17 protein-coding genes, 1 tRNA gene and 1 other RNA gene are annotated in these 24,101 nt (G+C 53.8%); 7 read left to right on the top strand and 12 right to left on the bottom strand.

The genetic code is table 11. From position 1 onward, the window contains the following. Positions 1-113 precede the first annotated feature (113 nt). From HALO_RS13625 to HALO_RS13610, 4 genes are all read left to right on the top strand, one after another. Entirely contained in the window at positions 114-2,072 is a 1,959-nt protein-coding gene (locus HALO_RS13625) for an SLC13 family permease (RefSeq protein ID WP_050713533.1), read from the top strand. Positions 2,073-2,195: 123 nt separating this feature from the next. Further along, a complete protein-coding gene (locus tag HALO_RS13620; RefSeq protein WP_035578823.1) occupies positions 2,196-2,954 on the top strand; it encodes a DeoR/GlpR family transcriptional regulator in 759 nt (252 codons plus the stop codon). A gap of 156 nt (positions 2,955-3,110) precedes the next feature. Further along, positions 3,111-4,598: a glycerol kinase GlpK gene (gene glpK, locus HALO_RS13615; protein WP_035578826.1), complete on the top strand. Its 1,488-nt coding sequence runs from the start codon at positions 3,111-3,113 to the stop codon at positions 4,596-4,598. A 467-nt stretch (positions 4,599-5,065) separates the two neighbouring features. Then, a complete protein-coding gene (locus HALO_RS13610; protein ID WP_035578829.1) occupies positions 5,066-5,290 on the top strand; it encodes a hypothetical protein in 225 nt (74 codons plus the stop codon). 103 nt (positions 5,291-5,393) lie between these two features. Here the strand turns inward: HALO_RS13610 and HALO_RS13605 are convergent, their stop codons facing one another. The 11 genes from HALO_RS13605 to betI form a co-directional block, all read right to left on the bottom strand. After that, entirely contained in the window at positions 5,394-7,037 is a 1,644-nt protein-coding gene (locus tag HALO_RS13605) for a glycerol-3-phosphate dehydrogenase/oxidase (protein WP_035578832.1), read from the bottom strand. A 119-nt stretch (positions 7,038-7,156) separates the two neighbouring features. After that, complete coding sequence (locus tag HALO_RS13600) at positions 7,157-8,923, bottom strand: ABC transporter substrate-binding protein (RefSeq protein ID WP_035578835.1); 1,767 nt, start codon at positions 8,921-8,923, stop codon at positions 7,157-7,159. 83 nt (positions 8,924-9,006) lie between these two features. Continuing rightward, positions 9,007-9,279 (bottom strand): DUF2160 domain-containing protein, encoded by a 273-nt coding sequence (locus HALO_RS13595; protein ID WP_050713532.1) that lies wholly within the window; start codon positions 9,277-9,279, stop codon positions 9,007-9,009. Between the two features lie 12 nt (positions 9,280-9,291). Then, on the bottom strand, positions 9,292-10,188 hold the full coding sequence (locus HALO_RS13590; RefSeq protein WP_050713531.1) for a carbohydrate ABC transporter permease: 897 nt from the start codon (positions 10,186-10,188) through the stop codon (positions 9,292-9,294). Position 10,189: 1 nt separating this feature from the next. After that, complete coding sequence (locus HALO_RS13585) at positions 10,190-11,077, bottom strand: carbohydrate ABC transporter permease (RefSeq protein WP_035578844.1); 888 nt, start codon at positions 11,075-11,077, stop codon at positions 10,190-10,192. Beyond that, positions 11,070-12,170 (bottom strand): ABC transporter ATP-binding protein, encoded by a 1,101-nt coding sequence (locus HALO_RS13580; protein ID WP_035578847.1) that lies wholly within the window; start codon positions 12,168-12,170, stop codon positions 11,070-11,072. Before HALO_RS13580 ends, HALO_RS13585 begins: the two co-directional genes overlap by 8 nt. Then, complete coding sequence (locus HALO_RS13575; protein ID WP_035578850.1) at positions 12,163-13,260, bottom strand: ABC transporter ATP-binding protein; 1,098 nt, start codon at positions 13,258-13,260, stop codon at positions 12,163-12,165. Before HALO_RS13575 ends, HALO_RS13580 begins: the two co-directional genes overlap by 8 nt. Positions 13,261-13,480: 220 nt before the next feature. Continuing rightward, positions 13,481-15,967 (bottom strand): acyl-CoA dehydrogenase, encoded by a 2,487-nt coding sequence (locus tag HALO_RS13570; RefSeq protein ID WP_035578851.1) that lies wholly within the window; start codon positions 15,965-15,967, stop codon positions 13,481-13,483. A 230-nt stretch (positions 15,968-16,197) separates the two neighbouring features. After that, positions 16,198-17,871 (bottom strand): choline dehydrogenase, encoded by a 1,674-nt coding sequence (gene betA / locus HALO_RS13565; protein WP_035578854.1) that lies wholly within the window; start codon positions 17,869-17,871, stop codon positions 16,198-16,200. 221 nt (positions 17,872-18,092) lie between these two features. Beyond that, entirely contained in the window at positions 18,093-19,562 is a 1,470-nt protein-coding gene (betB, locus tag HALO_RS13560) for a betaine-aldehyde dehydrogenase (protein WP_035578857.1), read from the bottom strand. A gap of 26 nt (positions 19,563-19,588) precedes the next feature. Then, entirely contained in the window at positions 19,589-20,209 is a 621-nt protein-coding gene (gene betI / locus HALO_RS13555; RefSeq protein ID WP_186436934.1) for a transcriptional regulator BetI, read from the bottom strand. 164 nt (positions 20,210-20,373) lie between these two features. Between betI and HALO_RS13550 the strand changes: the two genes are divergently transcribed. The 3 genes from HALO_RS13550 (at position 20,374) to ffs (ending at position 21,658) form a co-directional block, all read left to right on the top strand. Then, positions 20,374-21,312, top strand: a complete 939-nt coding sequence (locus HALO_RS13550; RefSeq protein WP_092490843.1) for a choline ABC transporter substrate-binding protein — start codon at positions 20,374-20,376, stop codon at positions 21,310-21,312. A 99-nt stretch (positions 21,313-21,411) separates the two neighbouring features. Then, positions 21,412-21,488 (top strand) — tRNA-Met (locus HALO_RS13545). A gap of 73 nt (positions 21,489-21,561) precedes the next feature. Then, an RNA gene (gene ffs / locus HALO_RS13540) (signal recognition particle sRNA small type) lies at positions 21,562-21,658 on the top strand. 766 nt (positions 21,659-22,424) lie between these two features. Here ffs and HALO_RS13535 read toward each other — a convergent pair. Continuing rightward, complete coding sequence (locus tag HALO_RS13535; protein WP_035578862.1) at positions 22,425-24,092, bottom strand: phosphoethanolamine transferase; 1,668 nt, start codon at positions 24,090-24,092, stop codon at positions 22,425-22,427. Between the last annotated feature and the right edge of the window lie 9 nt (positions 24,093-24,101).

Genomic DNA, 24,101 nt, shown 5'->3' with positions numbered 1-24,101 from the left:
TATACCTGTGTATAGTAAACGTCTAATGTGCAGTAGAAATGTCATGCTGTGGGCGTGGCGTGCATCAACCGTAGGCTGCCCCTATCAAACGGGGGCAAGGGAGTAGGAAAAGGATGTCGGCTGAGGACTTAAGTGTTGAAAGCTCAGGTGCACAGGGCTCTGGGGTTGAGAATTCAGGCATTGAAACGTTAGATCTTGGCTGGTTAACGCTCGCGCCGAGCACGCTGGTGTTTATTGTGCTTGGGCTAACGCTTGCCGCTTTCATATGGGGTCGCTTTCGTTATGACTTAGTAGCGCTGGCGGCGTTGCTGGGTTCGGTCATGCTGGGGCTTGTGCCGGCCGAAAGCGCTTTCGCCGGTTTTGGCCACCCGGCGGTGATTACCGTGGCTGCTGTGCTGGTGCTTAGCCGTGGCTTTGAGCGCTCGGGGGTCGTCGATATCATCGCCAACCAAGTGCTTAAAGTGGGGGAGAACCTGCTGCTCCAACTCTTGGTGCTGGTAGGTACCATTGTTTTGCTGTCGGGCATTATGAATAACGTGGGCGCCCTGGCACTGCTGCTACCGGTGGCTATGCGGCTAGCTCGCGAACATAATACCTCGCCTTCTTTACTGTTGATGCCGCTAGCGTTTGGCTCTTTGCTCGGTGGCCTGACCACCTTGATTGGCACCCCACCCAATATCATTATTTCCAGCTATCGCCGGGAAGTGACGGATGAGGCGTTTAGCATGTTTAGCTTTTCGCCTGTTGGCATTGTGGTAGCGCTGGCGGGGCTGGCGTTTATTGTTTTAGTAGGCTGGCGGTTGACGCCCAAGCGTAGTGGCCAGGCCTCTACCGATGAAATGTTCGATACCGCCAACTATTTAGTCGAATTGAAAGTAGGCGAAGAGTCGAAAGCTAAAGGCTTAACGCTACAGCAGCTGCGCGACGAGTTGGACGAAACTATTCCCGTGTTAGCGGTGGTGCGCGATGACAACCGCCGGGCGGGGTATAACTTCCACGGCGCCTTGGAAGATGGCGATATTCTGCTATTAGAAGCAGGGCCTGATGAACTCCAAATGCTGGAAGACAAAGTGGGGCTTAGCGCGATTGCTGAGCTGGATGAAGAGGCCGAAGCAGATTCAGAAGKGGAAGACGCTGAGCATCCAGCCAGTGACAAAGAGGCAGATAAGGCTAAAAAGAAAGACGCTACACAGGATCAACAGCGTGTGGATACCGAAGGCCTGCAGTTGATCGAGGCCGTGGTGCGCAATGACTCTATGATGATTAACCGCAGCGTGCGAGAGCTACGATTAAACCATCAGTTTGGGCTGCATTTGGTGGCCGTTGCACGGGATGGCGGGCGCCTGAAGCAGCGGTTGCGGGATATCCGCTTTAAGAACGGCGACGTTTTGCTATTGCAGGGCAGTGAAAATGAAATCTCTGACAGCTTGGCCTCGCTGGGCTGCTTACCCCTGGCTAGCCGCGAGTTGCACCTGGGGCAGCCGCGCAAGCTTGCCGTGTCGATTGCCATTTTTGCTTTGGCGATTATGGCCATGCTGTTTGACCTACTCCCGGCCGCAGTGGCCATGAGCGTTGCAGCACTGATTTCGCTGCTGATTGGCGTGTTACCGTTACGCGAAGGGTATCAAGCGATTGATGGCCCTGTGATCGTGCTGCTAGCAGCGATGATACCCGTGGGTGAAGCATTAGAAACCAGCGGTGGTGCGGATTTGATTGCTAACGCGCTGCTTAGCTTTGGCAGCGACTGGCCGGTGGTCGTTACCATGGTCGGGCTGTTTTTACTCTCTATGCTGCTCTCTAACGTGGTCAACAATGCGGCGGCGGCGCTGCTGATGGCGCCTATTGCGGTGAGCTTAGCCAATGGCTTCGATGTCTCACTCGACCCGTTCTTGATGGTGGTGGCTGTCAGCGCTTCCTGTGCGTTTTTAACCCCTATCGGGCACCAATCCAATACGTTGGTGCTAGGGCCGGGCGGTTACCGCTTTGGCGACTATTGGAAGCTGGGCCTGCCGCTTTCGCTTGTGGTACTGATCGTGGCCATGCCAATGATTCTTTTGGTGTGGCCGCTATGATGTGAAATAAACGCTCGGTCTGTCGATTTGGCACCTGCTGAATTGTTTGAAGAGTGCTATTAGATTTCGAAAATTTTGCTAGATTATGTTCAGATATCAATAAAAATCGAACAGGCCGGGCTTATGAATCAACAATTTCGTCAGGATGCCATTGTCGAGCTGGTTCGCCAGCACGGTTACATGAGTATCGAACAGCTCACCGAGCATTTTGCCGTTACACCGCAAACCATTCGTCGCGATTTGAATACCCTGGCCGATGAAGGCCGGGTCCGGCGTGTCCATGGCGGGGTAGGCATTGAGTCAAGCACGGTAAATACCGCTTACAGCACGCGTAAGACGCTCCATCTGGAAGAGAAAGAGCGCATTGCCCGTTGTTTAGCCCAGCACATCCCTAATCACTCCTCACTGTTTATTAATATCGGCACCAGTAATGAAGTGATTGCTCAAGCGTTGTTAGAGCATCAGGGCCTTGAGATTATTACTAACAACCTTAATGTTGCTGCCATCCTGCAGCATAAAGAGGATTTCACTGTGATTATCGCCGGTGGTCAGGTGCGCTCCCGGGACGGCGGCATTATCGGTGAAGCAACGATCGACTTCATCAATCAGTTCAAAGTGGACTACGGCATTATCGGCATCAGTGGTATCGACGAGGATGGCTCGCTGCTGGAGTTTGACTACCAGGAAGTACGCGTTGCACAGGCGATTATTGCTAATTCGCGGCGCATTTATCTGGCGGCAGACTACTCTAAATTTCACCGTAACCCGGTCGTGCGGCAAGGTAATCTGGAGCAGCTGGATGCGTTGTTTACTGACCGCAAACCACCGGAAGCGATCCAGCGGTTGCTCAATCAACACGATGTTGCGCTTTACATCGCCTAGCCTGAGCGTCGCTCGCTGACTTTTCAGACACTCCTTCTATAGTCTCTGTAGCCGTTTCATCCTTGAGCATTTTGGATGGCTGGAGTAGCCTTAGATGATAATAAAGCGAAAGTAAGTATACAAAATCGAAAGACAATACAACAAAGCGAACTCGATATGTCCTCTTTTATACTCGCCATTGATCAAGGCACTACCAGTTCCCGCGCTATTCTGTTCGACCGCCAAGGCCAGGTGGCCGCCGTTGCCCAGCAGGAATTTAAGCAGCACTTTCCCCATGACGGTTGGATTGAGCACGACCCTGAAGATATTTGGGAAACCGTGGTGGCGACCTGCCGGGACGTAATGAGCACCGCTGAGGTTTCCGCCGACCAAATAGCCGGTATCGGCATTACCAATCAGCGGGAAACCACCATTTTATGGGATCGGGAAACCGATAAGCCACTCTATAATGCCATCGTTTGGCAGGATCGACGCACCTCAGATTTGTGCCAGTCGTTGCGCGATAAAGGCCACACTGATGTCGTTCAAGCTAAAACGGGGCTTTTAATTGACCCCTATTTCTCGGCAACGAAACTCGCCTGGATGCTAGACAACGTAGAGGGCGCTCGCGAGCGCGCTGAGCAGGGCGAATTGGCCTTTGGGACGGTGGATAGCTTTTTAATCTGGCGGCTGACGGGTGGCCAGCAGCACGTTACCGATGCCACCAACGCTTCACGCACGGCGCTGTTTAATATCCATACCCAAGAGTGGGATGAAGAGCTGCTGGAGTTATTTAATATACCCGCCAATCTTATGCCTGAAGTGAAAGACTCCAGCGATGATTTTGGCACTACCGAGGCGCACTGGCTGGGCGCCGCGCTGCCCATTGCCGGTGTGGCAGGCGACCAGCAGGCGGCTTTGGTGGGGCAGGCGTGCTTTCAGCCGGGGATGGGTAAGAGTACCTATGGCACCGGCTGTTTTATGATAGTGAATACCGGTGAAACGCCGTCGCTATCGCGTAATCGCCTGCTGACTACTATTGGCTACCGGCTAAACGGCAAGCCGACCTACGCCATGGAGGGTAGTATTTTTGTGGCTGGGGCGACGGTGCAGTGGTTGCGCGATGGTCTGAACCTGTTTGCCGACGCATCGGAAACCGAAGCCTTGGCCCAGCAGACCCGTAGCGGCCACAGTGTTTATTTGGTGCCCGCTTTTACCGGCTTAGGTGCTCCCCACTGGGACCCGAAAGCACGTGGCGCCATTTTTGGTTTAACCCGTGATACCGGCATTGCTGAAATAGTCGCTGCGGGCCTGCAAGCGGTGTGCTATCAAACCCGCGATTTACAGCACTGTATGAACGACGATATGGAGGCCCCACCGGGCACTTTGCGCGTCGACGGTGGCATGGTGAAGAACAGCTGGGTGATGCAGTTTCTGGCCGATATGCTGGGTGTCCAGGTGGATCGCCCCACGATTTTGGAGACCACCGCGCTGGGCGCTGCTTACCTAGCCGGGCTACGTTTAGGTTGGTATCAAACGCTGGAAGAGATCGAGCAGCTGTGGCGCTGTGAGAAAAGCTTTATGCCGACGATGGAGGAGGCCACCCGGGAGCAGCTTTATCAAGGCTGGCTAGACGCCGTTTCGCGCGTTCGCTCTACTCCTTAGCCCCCCCTACTTAAGCACACTATCGCTTTGCGCTAGCGATTTCTTATAATGCGGCGGCCAATTAAGCAATTGGCCGCCTTTCTTCGCTTTTAGCGCCCCTCATGAAAGTCTTTAACACACTTAACCGCCAATAAGCGGTTATGTAGTCGAGTTACAACCACCCCTGCGGCCAATGACGCATTGTGGGCATAGCTCCCGTGAACCATAGTAAAGCCATGGATCAGGAGGGCGCTTCGTTATCCCGAATCACTGAACTGATCCCTGCTACAGAACCATAGCGCTTCAGTATTACCCAAGCGCTAAAGGCGAAGGTCTTGCAAAGCTTGTGACCGTTTCGCAGTTACCGAACTGGGCACTTACCCGGCCCAGCATGAGTAGCAACGTCACCATACGTCGTTAATTAAGATGGCTGCATTTAAACCGATAGGCGGTTAGGCAGCGGATGACCATACCATGAGGTATTACTAATGAACTGCATCGAATTGAGCCAACAAGCCGACAGCATCGCCAGCTCCTTCAGCAAGCAAGATCTCGCCAGACTCGTTGTGGCGTTGAAGGGCAACCGTGAATCACTGCAGCATGCCGTTGAGGTTATCGACACCGTGGACAGCCGCGCAGGCTGCACAGTGGAAGAAGCCTGGGATGAAGTGCTCTCAGGGGATTCTCAACTGCGCATTGAAGATGAAGAGTAGGGCACGACTTACTGAACGATTATTTGATGAGCTTGTTTGATAATAGCGTTTAATGAATAAGTCATCGTCAGCCCCCTCATTTAGGTGAGGGGGCTTTTTTATCTTAAAGCGCTGACGCTGAAGTCGGCGGTAGCGCCGTATCGCGGTTTTGTTCAAAGTACTGATTAAATCGCGCTTCAGCATTGTTGCCAAAGAGAACTCGACACGCTTCTTTTAAGCCGGTGGAGTGGCGTAACTGCTCGTGCGGTACCACCAGTGAGACTTTGGCACGGCGGCGCAGGAAATCCTCAAGCTGGGTGATCATTTCGTGGTCGCGGGCATGCTCAATCTCACAGCGGATATACTCAGTGCCTTCAATTAAGATTTCGCCCTGAGCGGGATCCTGACGAATTTTCTCAAGCATCTGGATGGCTTGATCAGCGTAGCGCCGCCACAGCCGAGTAGAGAGCAGCTCCGATGAGGTAGAAGCGGTCATGGCATCCAGGTTCATACGCTTGGCTTGATCCATAAACTGCTGTTTCACGGGCTTGGGTGGTTCGCCGTACCACTGAAAGTCGGGGTCTGAAAGGGAAACGCCTAGGCGGCTCATTTCTTCGGCAATCTCATCGCCAACGTTCAAACAGTCGGTGAGCTTGCCGCCAAAGATGCTGATATGGGCGCTTTCGGTATTGGTATCGACCACGTGCTTGCGCGATAGCTGAAGAAAGTCACGGTCGCTACCCTGATCATCTTTGATGGCTAACGGCCGTACGCCGCAGCGCGTTGAGATAATGTCGTCCTGGGTGAGCGGTTTATCTAAAGTGAGCCGCTTATTGATATTTTCCAGCACAAAGGTGATATCGTCAGCGGTAACGTCTACCTCAGGGTGCTCCATATGGGTATCGGTGGTGCCGATACAGGTTCGATTACCCATGGGAATGACGAAGAACAGCCTTCCATCGTCGGCAAAAAATGCCAACACCCGCTGAGAGTCGGTTAGCTGTGGAACAATGAGGTGAATGCCCTTGGAGTAGAGGTGATGATGGGTGGTTTTCTGGCCGGTCAGCTCGTTATGTTGATCTACCCAAGGGCCTGCGGCGTTGATCAACACTTTGGCACGGATATCGAAGGTGCTGCCATCCATCACGTTGCGCGCTTTGGTTACCCATAGGTCGCCGTCACGCTCGGCACCGAGTGATTCAACATAGTTGGCGGCAATTGCTCCATAGTTGAGCGCATGACGGACAAAGTTGAAAACAAACCGGGCGTCGTTGTCGTGGAGGTAGGCGTCGGAGTATTCGAAGCCACCAACGGCGCCCTCAACATCAATAATCGGCTCTTGCTGCTTAATCTTGTTCGGCGTGAGCAGGCGCGGCAATTTGGTAAAGCCGTTGCCCATCAGCCAGTAAAGCCAGGTGCCCGCCCACAGGTAGCGTGGTGAGTGGCGGAAACCTTTTGAAATAGTGGTCAGGAAGCGAATCTCCTGTACCGTAGAAGGGTAGCTCTTTATTAAGTGGTTGCGGCTTTTGCACAGTTTGCGAACCAGCGCAAAATCCTTACTTTCCATGTACTTAATGCCTCCCCATACTAGGTTGGAGGAGTGCATGCTGGTGCTGCCAGCAAAGTCGCCGCGATCAATCAACGCGACTTTGGCTCCTTTACCCGCCAGCGCCGCTGCGGTGGCTGCGCCATTAATACCGCCCCCGATAATCAGGGCATCAAAGGTCTCGGTAGGTAATTTTTCGATGTTTCGATTTCGCAGTTTCATAGCGGATCCAATTAACAAATAAATAGCCCTATTGCAGTGGGGGTTTTCTCTTGTGCTATGGCCTGCCGCCAATGAAACCCTTGCAGGGCGGTTGCCCACCCTGCAAGCGTTACGCGTGGTTACTCTTGGCGCGTACCGGCTTCCATCCAGGCTTCCATCATTTCGTCATAAGGAACGGTGGTGCCTTGGGGCATTTCATTATCTAGCTTGGGTTTGGGTGAGCCTTCTTGATCCAACCAGACTTGCGGATCCTGCTCTTCGTTGAGCACGGGCGCATAACTGTCGAAGACGTTGGCCCGRGCCAAGCGGTTCATCGTGCTGTCCATATCCGCCGCCAGTTTATCGAGACCTTCCTGAGGCGTGACTTCACCGCTCATAACAGGCGCTAGGTTCTGCCACCACAGGGGGGCCATGCGCGGATAGTCGGGTACGTTGGTACCGGTAGGCGTCCAGTTCGACTCGTTGGGGCTGCGGTAAAACTCAACTAAGCCMCCCAGCTTCGGCGCCATCTCGGTCATCTGCTCAGAAAAGATGTCAGATTCACGAATCGGCGTTAGACCGTGCATGAGTTTTTCCAGCGACACCGTTTTAGACACGGTGAACTGGCCGAACAGCCACGCTGCGGTGCGACGATCTTCTGGCGTTGAGTCAAAGAACGTCCATGCACCCACGTCCTGATAACCAACTTTCATACCTTCTTCCCAGTAAGGGCCGGTGGGGGAAGGTGCCATGCGCCACAGCGGATTACCCTCGTCATCGGTCACTGCGACCGCAGGGTCAGTCATGTCGGCGGTAAAGGCGGTATACCAGAAAATTTGCTGAGCAATATGTCCTTGTGCAGGCACGGGTCCCGCTTCACCAAAGGTCATGCCCTGGGCTTCTTCAGGGGCATAGTCACGCAGCCAATCGACGGCTTTTTGCATTGCAAATACTGAGGCCGGTGAGTTGGTAGCACCACCTCGACTTACGCTTGCGCCAACAGGCTGGCTATCTTCATTGACACGGATACCCCAGTCATCCACCGGATTGCCGGAAGGTACGCCGGGGCTGCCCATGCCTGCCATGGAGAGCCAGGAGTCGTGGAAACGCCAGCCCAGCGACGGATCTCGGCGGCCGTAATCCATGTGGCCATACACCTTGGTGCCGTCTATCTCACCCACATGTTCGGAAAAGAACTCGGCGATGTCTTGATAGGCCGTCCAGTTAGTGGGCACCCCTAAGTCATAGCCGTAAATCTCCCGGAACTGCTCCTGCAGGTCTTCGCGCTGGAACCAGTCATAGCGGAACCAGTAAAGGTTAGCGAACTGTTGAGTGGGCAGTTGATAGAGGCTGCCGTCTGGCCCAGTGCCGTACTGCAGGCCAATAAAGTCATCTAGATCCAGCGTTGGCAGAGTGTAGTCGGCCCACTCGTTCTCCATTGCTTCAGACAGGTTGATGGTGGTGCCGTAACGGATATGCGTGCCGATGGAGTCGGTATCGTTGACGAAGCCGTCGTAGATACTGTTCCCCGACTGCATCTGGTTCTGCATGGTATCGACAACATCGCCTTCACCGATGATGTTATGGGTCAGATTGATACCGGTAAGCTCGCTAAAGGCTTCCGCCAACACTTCACTTTCATAAACGTGGGTAGTGAGACCTTCGGCGACGGTTTGAATATCCATGTCGCGGAACGGCTCAGCGGCTTTGGCAAACCACATCAGCTCTTCGATCTGCTCTTCGCGGCTTAGCGTTGAGTTTTGGAAGTGCTCATCGACCAAGCGTTCAGCGATGGCGCGGGTATCCTCTTCCTGCGCTGACAGCGTACCCGATGCCAGCAGCAAGCTGGCGGCGAGGGTAGTCAGTTTGAACTTAGTCAGTTTGGATTTATTGTAGCGCTTTTGCATGTTGACCTCGTTTTGTTGTGTTCTTCCTTGATGGCTTGGCCGTCCTTGATACCGATTAAACGCTGGTGGCATTTCCCCAAGGGCTATCCCCAGCGCATTAAAACCAGCAGCCATACGGCTGATACTGCTAGTGCTATCCAAATGGAGAGTGAGGTGAAGCCAATCACACCCAGGTGGATAAAGGCCGCTGAGAGCAGGCCGATAAACAGCCGGTCTCCGCGGGTGGTGGCAATGGGTAAAAACCCTTTGCGCTCGATTGTGGGCGACAAAATCTCCCACACCGTCATACCTGCCAGCATGGCCGCAATTGATGAAAAGAATATGGCGGKGGGCACTGTCCATACCATCCAAGACATAGTGAGATCTCCTCAGGTACGGCCCAGGGCAAAGCCCTTGGCGATATGGTTACGAACGAAGTAGACCACCAGAATACCGGGAATGATGGTGAGTACACCGGCGGCGGCCAAAGTGCCCCAGTCAATCCCAGAAGCAGTCGATGTGCGCGTCATGATCATGCCAATGGGCTGGGCGTCAGTGGCTGTCAACGTGCGGGCCAGCAACAGCTCCACCCAGGAGAACATGAACAGGAAGAACAGCGTGACGCCAATACCTGAGCGGATCATGGGGATAAAAATCTTGACGAAAAAGCGCGGAAAGCTATAGCCGTCGATATAAGCGGTTTCATCGATCTCTTTAGGCACGCTGCTCATAAAGCCCTCCAAAATCCAGATAGCCAGCGGGATATTGAACAGGCAGTGAGCCAGCGCGACGGCGATGTGGGTATCGAACAGGCCTACCGAGTAGTAGAGCTGGAAGTAGGGCAGCAGGAACACCGCGGGCGGTGCCATTAGGTTGGTCAACAGCCAGAAAAATAGATGCTTGTCGCCAATAAAGGTGTAGCGGCTAAAGGCGTAGGCGGCGGGTAGCGCGACGCAGATGGTGATGAGCATATTCATCGCCACGTAGAGCATCGAGTTGACGTAGCCCATGTACCAGCTTGAGTTGGTGAAAAKGCCGATGTAGTTATCAAAAGTAATGTTCTGGGGCCACAACGTCATCGAGCCGAGAATTTCGCTATTGGTCTGTAGCGACATATTGATCAGCCAGTAAATGGGCAGAATCATCAGAGCCAGATACAGGCCAAGCAAGAGACGCGAGCGCCAGTGTGCACGGGCGGTGCGGTTACGCCGCTTGGCCGGTGACACCTTGCTAAAAATCGTGTTGTACTTTTCACCGCGCTGGGTGTTTTCGAGTTGATAGCTCATGTTAAGCACCTCCATGCGGCGGTTTGTCTTTCTGCATATTCATAATGGTGGTGTAGAACACCCAACTCACCAGCAGAATCACCAGGAAGTAGATAAGCGAGAACGCTGCAGAAGGGCCTAAGTCCTGTTGGCCGACCGCCATGGTGGTCAAGGATTGGCTTAAGAAGGTGGTTGCACTGCCTGGCCCGCCACCCGTCAATACAAAGGGCTCGGCGTAGATCATAAAGGAGTGCATAAAGCGCAACAGTACGGCGATAACCAGTACGTTGGTAAGCTTAGGCAGCTGGATATAGCGGAACACAGCCCATTTCGAGGCCCGGTCGATACGCGCTGCCTGATAGTAAGCTTCGGGAATCGAGCGCAGGCCGCTATAGCACAGCATGGCCACCAGCGGCGTCCAGTGCCAAACGTCCATTAAAATGATGGTTACCCAGGCATCGCCCGCATTGCGGGTAATATTGTATTCGACGCCTAATTCGCGCAGACCCCAGCCCATTAAGCCGATATCGCCACGGGTAAAGATTTGCCAAATACTGCCCACCACGTTCCAAGGGATTAGTAGCGGGAGGGTAATCAGGATCAACACCGCCGAGGCCTGCCAGCCGCGTTTGGGCATAATGAGCGCGATGCCAATCCCTAGCGGAATCTGAATAGCCAGAATAATCAGCGAGAACGAAATTTGGCGCAGAAACGCTGCCTGCAGCGCGTCGTCGTTGAGCATGCTTTGAAACCACTCAGTGCCGGTAAAAAAGCGTGCGTTCGGCCCGAGCACGTCCTGCACCGAGTAGTTGACCACGGTCATTAGTGGAATGATGGCAGAGAAGGCTACCAACACCAGCATGGGAAGCACCAGTAGCCAGGCTCTGTTATTGGGTACTTTGTTATTCATGGCCAGCCTCCACCAGATATTCATCGATATATAGCGCTACATGGGCAGCATCGAAGTGCGCAAACGCCGCTTCACTCACCGGTGAGTGTCCTTCAGGCAGGCGGGCTTTAAAGGTTTGCTCGTTGAGCTTGAAGGTCAGCAGGGAGTAGGTGCCCAGGTCTTGCACGCTAATTACTTGAATCGGCACGCTGTTGGCTGAAGAGCTTGAGGAAATCGCAATAAACTCGGGGCGAATACCTAGCTTGATATTGGCTGAGCTAGCGTTGGCGACGGCGTGCTTCATGTGCTCGCTAACCGGTAGCGGCTGTGCGCCGAACATTACCTGATCGTCGCGGTGTTCGACGGCCATAAAATTCATGCCGGGGCTGCCAATAAAGTAACCTACAAAAGTATGCGCCGGGCGCTCAAACAGCTCTCGCGGGGTGCCAAACTGCACCACCTGACCTTCATACATCACAGCAATTTTATCGGCGAAGGTAGAGGCTTCTAACTGATCGTGGGTCACGTAGATCATGGTGATGTTAAAGCGCTCGTGAATCTCTTTGAGCTTGCGGCGAAGCTTCCACTTAAGCTGCGGGTCGATAACGGTTAGCGGTTCATCAAACAAAATGGCCGTGACGTCATCGCGCACCAAACCACGGCCCATGGAGACTTTCTGCTTCTCATCGGCGGTTAGGTTTTTGGCTTTGCGATCTAACAGCGGGGTTAGCTCAAGAATATCGGCGACTTCGAGCACCTTGGGTTTCACCCGGTACTCGGGGGTGTTCATATTGCGCAGGGGGAAGGCGAGATTGTCAAACACCGTCATGGTGTCGTAGATCACCGGGAACTGAAACACCTGGGCAATATTGCGCTCTTCCGGCGGCAGCTCGTTCACTCGCTGATCGTCGAAAAGTACCTCACCCTCCGACGGCTCCAGCAGGCCAGAGATAATGTTCAGCAGGGTCGATTTACCGCAGCCCGATGGGCCCAGCAGCGCATAGGCGCCACCCTGGTGCCATACGTGATCCATCTGCCGGATGGCGTAATCCGCCGCGCCCTTGGGCGTTTTCTCATAGGAGTGCGCCAAGCCTTTTAAGGTGATCTCAGCCATGGGCAGCTCCTCCCTGACGCGCAGGAATATGTACCGTATGGCCCTGCTTGTCAAAGGCGTAAAGTTGGTGGGTAGGGAAGTACACTTTCAAGGGTTGATTAACACTAAACTGGTGAATGCCTGCTAAGTGCAGAACGAGAGGAAAGCGTTCGTGATGAACATGCAGGAAGGTTTCTGAACCGCTGATTTCTGCTACATCTACATGCACATCCAGCGCCAGGTCATCGGTCTGCTGGGGTTGCAGAGTAAGGTGCGACGCCCGCACGCCAAAGTCGTAATCCCCGGGTTTAAGGCGCTTTAGGTCATCATCGCAGGGGAAATGCAGCGATTGGTCGAAGGTGATTTCGTTTTCGGTAAGCTGACCGGGAACAATATTGATCGGTGGCTCGGAGAACATTTCGGCGCTAAAGCGGCCATTAGGCTCGCGATAGACCTGCTCGGTAGGGCCGTATTGAAGCAGTTTCCCTTCATGGAGTACCGCCGTGTTGCCCCCCAGCGCTAGCGCTTCATTGGGCTCGGTGGTGGCGTATACGGCGATGCAGTTACGCGCTTTAAACAGCTCGCGCAGTTCATCGCGCAGCTCTTCGCGGAGTTTGTAATCCAGGTTGACCAGCGGCTCATCAAACAGAATCAAATCGGCGTCTTTGACCAGTGCCCGCCCCATGGCAGTGCGCTGCTGTTGGCCGCCGGAGAGCTCCTGGGGGTAACGATTAAGTAGCTGCTCGATATGCAGCATTTCAGCGATTTCGCCAACCCGCTTATCAATTTCGTGTTTAGGCTGCTTGGCCAGTTTGAGAGGGGAGGCAATGTTGTCGTAAACGGTAAGGCTGGGGTAGTTAATAAACTGCTGGTACACCATGGAGACATTGCGTTTACGCACTGAGACGTTCGTTACGTCTTTGCCATCCATAATCACTTTGCCGCGGGTGGGTGGCTCCAGCCCCGCCATTAAGCGCATCAACGTGGTTTTCCCGGCCAGCGTTCGACCCAACAGTACGTTGAAAGAGCCTGGCTCAAGGGCCAAGTCTATTCCGCTGATATGCGGCACACCGTTAACGATGTGATCGATATTTTGCAAATGTAAGGACATGCCGATCTCGCTAGCGTCATTGTTGTTGGAAAGTTTTGTAGATTTATTGAATAGTGCAGATCGTTTTCGTTTACGAAAGGCTAGTTGATCGTTTGCGAACTTGCAACGCGTTTTTGGCGCATTTGACTACGCATTTAGGCGTAGAAAGTGAACAMAAAAAAGCCGGCTCCTGGGCACAGGAGTCGGCTTTTTTTACAGGTAATACCTTGAAAAATAAGTATTACTTAACGTTTTCTTGTTCCCGCCTAGGCGCTGGTTCAGATTTCGCGTTGTGATCGATCAGCGTGGTTTTGTTCTTGGCAAAGGCATCGTAGGCGAAATCGTCCACGGTGAGCATTTCCAGAACTTCGGTCTCGAAGGTGCGCATAAACTCGGCATCCTCGGCACTGATCAAGCCTTTTTCCAAGCCAGCCTCAACGCGTGCTTCAGGGTGAAGCGCCGTCTGCGGTAGCTCGCCTTTGGCATAGGCCTTGTTGACGGTGCGATAGATTTTCTCGGCGCGGTCATAATCCACCAGCAGGGCGTTGTAGCGTGCCAGCGGGTTGCGCTGTTCACCGTCGTCCGCATCCCAGGTGTTTTCCAGCAGTTTGGTACGCAGGGCACTGTGAGTAGACACACGCTTAGCGATATCGCGAGCCAGATCGTCGTGTGGTTTGTTCCAGCGGCGGCCGGTGGGCATCACTACGGCGTTGAGCGTTTTGCCCAGCGCACGGTTGGGTAAATTATCAAAAATCTCTACAAACGCCTGCTCGGCACGCTGGAGCAAGAAACGGCAGCTGTAGTGCAGCAACGCTTCTTCGCCTTCTACCTTGCTGCCTGCTTGCCACTGTTTGAGCACCATGGAGGTGAGGTAGAGGTTAGACAGCACGTCCCCCAGCCGCGCGGAGATCATTTCGCGTTTTTTAAGTGCTGAGCCCAAGCTCGCCATGGCGGCGTCGGCACACAGGCCAAAGCCAGCGGAGAGGCGGGCAATATCCTGAGCATAGACGGCGGCGGGGCCATCGAAGGGCACGCTGGCTTTGCCGATGCCAAAGCCCAAAGTAAAGGCGCGGGCCGCGTTACCAAAGATTAAGCCCGCGTGGCCGAAGAAGGCTTTATCAAACGCCTGCATATCATTGGCGTCTTTCGCCGCCAGCTCGTCCAGCACGTAGGGATGGCAGCGGATAGCACCCTGACCAAAGATCATCAGGTTGCGGGTCATGATGTTGGCGCCTTCCACGGTAATCGCCACTGGGTTGGCGCTGTAGCCGATGCCCAGGTAGTTACGTGGGCCAAGGGTCACCGCCTTGCCGCCGTGAACGTCCATGGCGTCGCTAAGCAGCACGCGCTGGAACTCGGTCAGCTGGCTTTTCAGGATCGCCGAGGGTACGGCGGGTTTTTCTCCGTGATCAATCATATTGGCGGTTTGATACACGGTGGCCTGGGAGATGTAAGCCAATGCCGCCATACGAGCGAGAGGCTCTTGCACACCTTCCATCTCGGCAACCGGCACATTGAACTGGCGACGAACGCGGGTGAAGCCGCCGCTCCAGCCCAGGGCGTAGCGGGCGGTGCCGGTAGCACCGGATGGCAGCGTGATGCAGCGGCCGATAGACAGACACTCCACCAGCATGCGCCAACCTTGGCCGATCATATCTGGGCCACCAATAATGGTGTCCAGCGGTACGAATACGTCTTTACCGATAATCGGGCCGTTCATAAACGGGCTGCCGATAGGGTGATGGCGGCGGCCGATTTCCATACCGGCAGTATCGCGGGGGATTAGCGCCAGGGTAATGCCACGATCCTCTTCGTCACCCAACAGTTTTTCCGGGTCAAACAGACGGAAGGCCAAGCCTACGACGGTGGCAATCGGTGCTAGGGTGATCCAGCGCTTTTCGAAGTTAAGGCGCAGGCCAAGCACTTCTTCACCATTGATCGTCTGTTTGCAGACGACGCCGGTATCGGGCAGCGAGGTAGCGTCTGAACCGGCACGGGGTCCGGTGAGGCCAAAGCAGGGGATTTCACGACCATCGGACAGGCGCGGCAGGTAGTGATCTTTCTGTTCTTGGGTGCCGTATTTGAGCAGTAGCTCGCCAGGGCCTAATGAGTTAGGCACACCCACGGTGACCATCAAGGTTTCGTTGGCAGAGAGCTTTTGCAGCACCATTGACTGCGCTTTGGCCGAGAAGCCAAGGCCGCCGTACTCCTTCGGAATAATCATGCCGAAGAAGCCCTCTTTCTTCAGAAAATCCCACAGCTGCTGGGGCAGGTCGGCGCGCTCTTGGGCGATATCCCAGGCGTTGCACATACCCGCGGCTTTGGCGCACTGATTATCCAGAAAGGCTTGCTCATCGTCGCGCAGGCCATCGTCTTTAAAGGCGAGCAGCTTTTCCCACTGGGGCTTGCCTGAAAATAGCTCGCCGTCCCAAGAGACGCTGCCTGCCTCCAGAGCCGTGCGCTCGGTAGCGGACACTTTGGGAGCGACTTTTTTAAAGGTGGCGAATAAACGCGGTGTAAGCCACTTGCGACGCAGCGCGGGCAGGCCTGCCACGGCTACTGCCGCAGCGCCAAGAAGCAGCAGACCACCAATGATTTCCGCGTCAAACAGTAGGCCAACAAGGCCTAATACGCCAAACACAGCTAGCGCCGCGGGGGCGCCTGCTTCGCGACGCATGACCACGAGCAAGCCGACAATGGCGAGCACGATCAGAAGTAGGGTGAGCATAGGTTATCTCTCTTTTTGCTGGCCACTGTTGCAGGCCGACTGTTGTTAATAAAACGCGAGTAACATCGTTGTTGAGATATTGAGTCGAACACTTGTTTGAATATTGGCAGATGGGGGCTATCACACGCAAGTTTTTAGGCACGTTTGGCGCAGCTTGTTCCTTTAACGTAGCCAAAAAAAACGCCATGGCGGCAAGCCATAGCGTTTGGAGTGGTAAACAGACTAAATGTTCAAGCGCGTTTGGCCGGTGCACCGTTTGCCACATAGTAGTCAACGCTGGCGCGGGGAAGCGGCTCGTGTCCCTTGATGCGGTCGGCGATTTTCTCCGCTAGCATAATCGTCGGCGCGTTCAGGTTGCCGGTGGGGATCACCGGGAAGAGTGAGGCATCGACTACGCGTAGTCCCTCAATGCCATGAACGCGGCCCTGACCATCGGTGACTGCCATATCGTCATCGCCCATTCGGCAGCTGCCGCAGGGATGGTAGGCGGTTTCGGCGTGCTGTTTGACGAAAGCATCCAGCTCCGCATCGGTCTGGACGCCTGGGCCAGGGGCTATTTCACGGCCACGATATTTATCAAACGCTGGTTGGGCGATGATATCGCGGGTGAGGCGAATGGCATCGCGGAACTCTTGCCAATCTTTCTCTTTGGCCATGTAGTTGAACAGTATGCTGGGTGCGGCGTGAGGGTCTTTCGAGGTTAACCGAATACGACCGCGGCTTTCCGAGCGCATAGAGCCAACATGGGCCTGGAAGCCGTGGGCTTGCACCGCGCTTTTGCCGTTGTAGCTAATCGCGATGGGTAGAAAGTGGTATTGCAGATTGGGCCACTCTTCTTCATCGCGGCTGCGGATAAAACCACAGGATTCAAACTGGTTGCTGGCACCCACGCCAGTCCCTCTAAACAGCCACTCGGCGCCAATTTTGGGCTGGTTGTACCACTTCAGCGCCGGGTAGAGCGAGATAGGCTCTTTGCACTCGTACTGAATGTACATTTCCAGGTGATCCTGGAGGTTTTCACCTACGCCGGGCAGGGCATGTACCGTCTCGATATCGAGCTCTTTAAGCAGTTCTGGGTTGCCGATGCCGGAGCGCTGAAGAATTTGCGGGGAGGCGATAGCGCCACCGCACAGCAGTACTTCACGACGGGCGTAGGCCTGCTGCTTTTCGCCCTTTTGTTCATAGCGCACGCCGACTGCCCGCTTACCTTCAAACTCAATGATGTCGGTGACGGCATGGGTTTCGATGGTGAGGTTGTGGCGCTGCTTTGCGGTATCCAGGTAGCCGCGGGCCGTTGAGGCGCGGCGGCCTTTGGGCGTAACGAAGCGGTCCATGGGGCCGAAGCCCTCTTGCTGGTAGCCGTTAACGTCTTCGGTTTCCGGGTAGCCCGCCTGTTTTCCCGCTTCAATAAAGGTGCGGTAAAGCGGATTGTTATCTGTTTTTGGCGTGGTAACGCTGACCGGGCCGTCGCCACCGTGGTAGCTGTTGGCACCGATGTCGCGGGTTTCGCACTTTTTGAAGTAGGGCAGGCAGCTAAGGTAATCCCAATCCTCAAGACCGGGCTGTTTGGCCCAGTTGTCGTAATCCAGGGCGTTGCCGCGGATATAGCACATGCCGTTAATCAGTGAGGAGCCGCCCAGACCTTTGCCGCGACCACACTCCATGCGGCGACCATCCATATGCGGCTCGGGGTCGGTTTCAAATGCCCAATTGTAGCGCTTGCCCTGTAGCGGAAATGCCAGGGCAGCGGGCATTTGGGTGCGGAAATCGAAGCGGTAGTCAGGGCCGCCCGCTTCTAACAGTAGTACGCTGACGCTGCTGTCTTCGGTGAGGCGGGTAGCGAGCACGTTGCCCGCCGAGCCTGCGCCGATAATGATGTAATCAAATTCGCGTGGTTGAGACATAGTGAATTACCGAGTCTGAAGATGGGGCGGGGCTTCCTGGCGGTAGCTTTACGCGAGGGCGCTGTGAACCCATCCCTGGGCGCTACTTTTCCCATCTGACCGCCACGGATGGCGGGAATGCCGAAACTGAAGGGACCAGGTTTCGGCCATGGGAAAAGACCCTCGCTACAAGCCACCCCCAGCGCCCTGGTCGGTTAGTGCGCAAAAAGTGGTGCTTTGATTTAAAACACTGACTCGAACGGCCCCATCTCGATTTGTACTGACTTGGTCTGGGTATAGTGGTTTAGCGTCTCGATACCGTTTTCACGACCAATGCCAGACTCTTTGTAACCGCCTACCGGCATTTCGGAAGGTGACTCACCCCAGGTGTTGATCCAGCAGATACCCGCTTCCAACTGATGAATCACGCGGTGGGCGCGATTCAGGCTTTCGCTGAAGACACCGGCGGCCAGGCCATAGGTGGTGTCATTGGCGCGACGAATGACTTCTGCCTCGTCGTCAAAGGCGAGTACCGACATCACTGGGCCGAAAATCTCTTCGCGCACGATACGCATTTCGTCGGTGCAGTCGGTAAACACCGTGGGAGCAGCCCAGGCGCCATCGGCAAAGCTGCCGCTGTTCCAGTCGTCGCCACCCACGAGCAGGCGAGCGCCTTGCTCTTTGCCCAGGGCAATATAGGAGAGCACTTTCTCCTGATGCTCGAAGCTGACCAGCGGGCCAAAGTTAACGCTTGGGTCCATGGGGTCGCCTGCCTTGATACGCTTGACGCGTTCCACCAACTTGGCTTCAAAGGCATCTTTAACGCTGCGTTCAACAAACACCCGTGTGCCGTTGGTGCAAATTTGGCCGCTGGAGTAGAAGTTGGCCATCATGGCGGCGTCGGCAGCGCGATCAAGGTCGGCATCTGCAAAGACCAGGAGCGGCGATTTGCCGCCCAGTTCCATGGTGACGTCTTTTAACGTCGAGCTAGCGGCGGCGGCCATCACTTTCTTACCGGTGCCCGCTTCGCCGGTGAACGAGACTTTAGCGATGCCTGGATGCTCGGTAAGCATGGCGCCCACGCTGCCGTCACCCTGTACCACGTTAAAGACGCCGTTAGGCAGGCCGGCTTCTGTGAATATTTCCGCCAGTTTCATCACGGTAAGCGGGGTCACTTCGCTGGGCTTAAACACCACCGCGTTGCCTGCCGCCAGCGCGGGGGCAGCTTTCCAGCAGGCAATTTGAATGGGGTAGTTCCAGGCGCCAATCGCGCCGATCACGCCCAGCGGCTCACGGCGGGTGTACACAAACGAGCTATCACGCAGAGGAATCTGGCTGCCTTCAATAGCAGGTGCTAAACCTGCGTAGTACTCCAACGCATCCGCGCCGGTCACGATATCGACACTGGCGGTTTCGCTGATCGGTTTGCCGGTGTTGCGGGTTTCCAGTTCGGCAAGTTCGTCATTGCGCTCTCTTAATAGCGCAACGGCGCGCAGCATGATGCGTGAACGCTCCATGCCGGTCATCGCCGCCCACTCGCGCTGGCCGCGCTGGGCTGCGGCGACGGCTGAATCGACATCGGCTTGACTGGCTTGGCCGATAGTGGCCAGCAGGCTGCCATCAAAAGGGTTGGTAACGGTAAACGTATCGCTTGAAGTGGCGTCTACCTGGCGACCATCAATATAGAGTGGCTGTACATCTTGAGCGGCCATGTAGGACTCCTTAAATAAGATAAAAATTAGCTGTAAGTGTTGGATGCGGGTTGTTGGCATCCATAGTGAGCAAAAAGCTGATCGAGATGGGTGTGGGCAAGAAAGCGCGCTTCTTCAGCATCAAGGCCTTCTGGCGTTAGTGCGCCGCGTAGCCATAGCCCATCAATCATGGCGGCCAGACCGCGGGCGGCGTTACGGGCCTCTAAGCGAGGCATCACACGTCGAAACTGGTGACATAAATTGCTGTAAAGGCGTCGATCATTAACGTTTTGCAGCCGTTGCAGCATCGGCTTGTGCATGCTGCTGGCCCAGAACGCTAACCAGGTCTTGGCGGCGGGGCCGGTGACCTGAGTGCGGTCAAAGTTACCTTCAATAATGGCACCGATATGGGCGCGCGGAGAGTCGTCTTCTAACGCATGGCGGCGCACCGCAACAGCCGTGGTTAGGTCGGTCAGGATTTGCCGCATGGTCGCTTCCAGCAGGCCATCTTTACCGCCAAAGTAGTGGCTGATAATGCCCGCTGAAACGCCCGCATGACGCGCAATGCGCATCACGGTGGTTTCGGCTAGGCCGACTTCATCAATGGCTGCCATGGTCGCATTTATTAACTGCTGGCGGCGTATCGGTTCCATTCCCACCTTTGGCACAGTGTTCTCCTAGAGATGTTCTCCCAATTCGTTGAATGTCTGACGCGGGTCGATGCTTGAAACCCGGGCGTAGACATGATTACCTAACCATGATGGCATTTTTTTATTGAACGTTCAATCAATAAAAAGACGTCGACAATATTTATCGCTTTAAGGGGACAACGATGATGAGCAGAATTTCTTCACGCTACGCGGGTGCTTTATTACTGGCAGCGGGTTTGCCAACGGCGGCTTATGCCAATGAGTGCAGCAGCGTGCGCTTTGCCGAAGTGGGTTGGACGGATATCACCGCCACCACTGCGCTCGCCAGCGAAGTCCTCGAGGGGTTGGGTTACGAGCCGAGCGTGGATACAGTTTCCGTACCGATTGCCTACGCCGGTATGCGCAACAATGATTTCGATGTCTTCCTGGGTAACTGGATGCCCTCCATGGCCTCCATTAGTGATCCTTACATCGAGCGCGGTGAAGTCGAACGTCTGGTAGCCAACCTGGAAGGGGCCAAGTACACACTGGCAGTGCCTCAATATGTTTACGATGCAGGCGTAACGTCGGTTAACGATTTAGCAGAGCACGCAGATCAGTTTGATAGCAGCGTGCACGGCATCGAAGCGGGTAACGACGGCAACGAGCTCATCGAGCAGATGATCGATGACGATGCTTACGGGTTAGGCGATTGGCAGGTGATCGATTCCAGTGAAGCCGGCATGTTGGCAGAACTGCGCGCTCGGGTGCCTAATGAGCAGTGGATGGTGTTTTTAGGTTGGGAGCCGCACCCCATGAACTCCAACTTTGATATGGCCTATCTTTCTGATGCCGATGACTATTTTGGCCCCGATTTAGGCGGCGCGACGGTGCATACCAATACCCGTGCCGGTTTCGTGGATGAGTGCCCCAATGTGGGAGCGTTATTACGCAATATGACGTTTACACTGGAAATGGAAAACCAATTGATGAGCGCGATCATGGATGATGGTGAAGACCCTCGTGATGCCGCTCGGGAATACTTGAACGCCAACGATGGTGTGCTGGATGAGTGGTTGGAAGGTGKGACAACCCGCGATGGCGAGCCTGGAGCAGAGGCTGTTCGCGCCGCTATTCAGTAAGCCAATTTCGGTACGCTTTTTGACTAGCAGGGCAAGCCGGAATCCGGCTTGCCTTTCGTCATTAAGGTAGGCATAATCTGCACCCGTTGATGAGGAAAAGGCTACGTAGCTCAGCTGGTTAGAGCACATCACTCATAATGATGGGGTCCCCTGTTCAAATCAGGGCGTAGCCACCACATCAACCTCAGCACACTCGCTACTGCCTGTAAGCAGTAGGATAAATCACAGAGTGTGCCGTTATGGTGGCCCCTTAGGTCCTCCCGCAACGCTAAACTGCGAACCCCGCCAGGCCCGGAAGGGAGCAACGGTAGTGGTGGCTGCGTGTGCCGGGATGTGGCTTTTGGGGCCGCCTCCATTTCTTGTCGTTTCCAGTCTGTTGTGACATAAATTCCAGCCAAAATGACATAATTTGCGGTTTGTCGTGACATAACCGATTTTTGTAGTAATCCTACGAAATGGTGTGGTGTCATGTATAGGCGCAAAGTCTGCCACTCTCGTGTCAAAAATCTCTATAAATTTGCAGCGCAAAAAATTATAACTTAATAATTGTTGAGTCTTCGCAGAGGGTTTATGCATCCGCCATTTTTTCATTCTTCAATTTTACCTAGCGGCATAAATAAGAGGCCTATTTCCTAAATTAAATATTAAGTTTGTTAATTCAATAAATATAAAGCTATAAAGCTATAAAGCTATTAAGGTTCCAACTCCTGCAGCTCCTAAAGCGTCAAGCGTTTCTATTAACTCAATTTCTACTATTTTTAATACATTGTAAGAAAATAGCGACTGAGCAACTGTGATATACCAGCTGACATTACACTTAGTGAGGCGATGATAATCTCGATTTTTTCTATTCCCGTCATCCATAGAAGAAGCGTTAGTAAAGTGACTAAAACAACGCTGGCTCTAATGGTAGGCCATTCAGCAGAATGAATAGATGTATTGATGCCGCCTACCAAGTCCTCCGAGGTTGCCATTTTTTTGGGTAGCAGCCGTCTCCAAAAAACTTGGCTGGAGTCCAATAAATGCGATAAAACCATGTGCATACACCAGAATAGTTGAGCAGAGTGGATAGCAGCTTGCCATGGAATACTTAACGATCACTTAAGCATTTATTAATTGGTGAGACTCCGGCACGTTTGGCTAATATCTTTTGCCTGCTGGTAAACGTCCGTTGCTACGTTAAGCAAACCCAGCACGCTGTGAAATAAGTTATCGTGCGAGGCAGTTTCATCAGCGACTTGGCGTAAGCAGTCCGTATTAAGCCCTTGCTGCTGTGAGAATGAACTGGACAGCCACCAAACCATAGGCACATGCGTCTGTTCGTCTGGGGCAATGGCGTAGGGAATGCCGTGCAAATAAAACCCCTTTTCGCCTAATGATTCACCATGATCAGAGAGATAGATCATCGCAGTTGCGTAGTCATCCTGACGCTTTAACATCTCAATCACCTGATCCAACACAGTGTCGGTATACAGAATGGCATTGTCGTAGCTGTTGGTAATAGCATCACTTGAGCACTTGGCTAAATCCGCAGTGGTACAAGAGGGAACAAAACGTTCGTAGTCATCAGGGTAACGTTGGTAATAGCTGGGGCCATGGTTGCCTAGCTGATGCAGCACGACCACCTGATCAGCTGAGGTACCGCTAATTTGCTTGTTCAAGGCTTGAACCAGTGCTTCATCCAAGCATCGCCCTTCTGGACACAAAGACGCATACTCCTCTGGCGAGAGCGCTTTTGTTGTCACTCCGTCGCAGACACCTTTACAGCCTGACTGGTTATCAAGCCAGGTGACCTCTAACCCGGCGTGGGCTAATACGTCCAGCAAGGATTCATGTTGCTGAGCATAAGATTTATCGTAATCAGCACGCCCTGGTAATGAAAACATGCAGGGTAATGAAACTGCAGTGCTTGTGCCGCATGAGGAAACATCTGAAAAATTGATAACGTCAGGCTGCAGGGCAAGTTTAGGTGTGGTTTGGCGTTCATAACCATTTAACCCCCAATTCGCCGCCCGTACCGTTTCGCCCACCACGATGACGAGCAGTGTGGGTTTGTCACCCGCTTGTGAACTGATACTGGCGTCCTCACCCACTGGGGAACGCACCGTATTCGCGGAAGCGTGTTGGCTGGAAAGCGCCTGCGCCATCGAAACAATATAATTACCTGGGGTCACCAAGTAGCGAAGCTCTTTATTGTTGCGCATGAGTGACGACACTTCTTGATAAGATAAAAAGAGCGCTAACAGCAATATAACAGTGCTGGCAAGGCAATAAGCCAAGCGACGCAATATTGCCTTCTTCCAGGATGAAGGTGTGATGTTAACGCGCCAAATCATGACGGTAGGCAAGCCAAAAAAGATGGCCAAATGAATCAGTAAACCAGCTGTGAAAAGTTCCTGTGCTTCGTTAGTATCCGTTTGAAGCACGTTGTCTAACATTGAAGTATCAAAATAGGTGCCGTAATAGCTAGTAAAGTAACTGACGAAGGCGGCAATCAGAAACAGTAAGATTAATAAGGGTTTTACCAGCGTTCGAAAAGCAAGGCTAATGAAGACCAAATAGTTAAGGCAGGTCATCACCAAAAACATATTGGCAAAGGTTAGCCATGTCTGGACGGCAAGAAGGTCATAGCCAGCAAAGGCTTGTTGCCAAAAAGGCATATTGTAAAAAACACTGAATATGACAACGACCCATAAGACAAGCTGCTCCGTGCTTAATGTCGGGCGATAATGCCAAGCGGTGCCAACAATTTTTGAAGGCAATGATAGTAAAGGGGGCATCGAAAGGCT

Source organism: Halomonas sp. R57-5 (genome assembly GCF_900070345.1).
Taxonomy (GTDB): domain Bacteria; phylum Pseudomonadota; class Gammaproteobacteria; order Pseudomonadales; family Halomonadaceae; genus Vreelandella; species Vreelandella ventosae_B.
This window is presented reverse-complemented; position numbering and strand designations above follow the sequence as displayed.

Coding starts and splice junctions, on each gene's coding strand:
- HALO_RS13575 (WP_035578850.1), bottom strand. CDS start 13,260: ATGTCCTTACATTTGCAAAATATCGATCACATCGTTAACGGTGTGCCG.
- betB (WP_035578857.1), bottom strand. CDS start 19,562: ATGGCCGCTCAAGATGTACAGCCACTCTATATTGATGGTCGCCAGGTA.
- glpK (WP_035578826.1), top strand. CDS start 3,111: ATGTCCTCTTTTATACTCGCCATTGATCAAGGCACTACCAGTTCCCGC.
- HALO_RS13535 (WP_035578862.1), bottom strand. CDS start 24,092: ATGCCCCCTTTACTATCATTGCCTTCAAAAATTGTTGGCACCGCTTGG.
- HALO_RS13580 (WP_035578847.1), bottom strand. CDS start 12,170: ATGGCTGAGATCACCTTAAAAGGCTTGGCGCACTCCTATGAGAAAACG.
- HALO_RS13620 (WP_035578823.1), top strand. CDS start 2,196: ATGAATCAACAATTTCGTCAGGATGCCATTGTCGAGCTGGTTCGCCAG.
- betA (WP_035578854.1), bottom strand. CDS start 17,871: ATGTCTCAACCACGCGAATTTGATTACATCATTATCGGCGCAGGCTCG.
- HALO_RS13585 (WP_035578844.1), bottom strand. CDS start 11,077: ATGAATAACAAAGTACCCAATAACAGAGCCTGGCTACTGGTGCTTCCC.
- HALO_RS13610 (WP_035578829.1), top strand. CDS start 5,066: ATGAACTGCATCGAATTGAGCCAACAAGCCGACAGCATCGCCAGCTCC.
- HALO_RS13570 (WP_035578851.1), bottom strand. CDS start 15,967: ATGCTCACCCTACTTCTGATCGTGCTCGCCATTGTCGGCTTGCTCGTG.
- HALO_RS13605 (WP_035578832.1), bottom strand. CDS start 7,037: ATGAAACTGCGAAATCGAAACATCGAAAAATTACCTACCGAGACCTTT.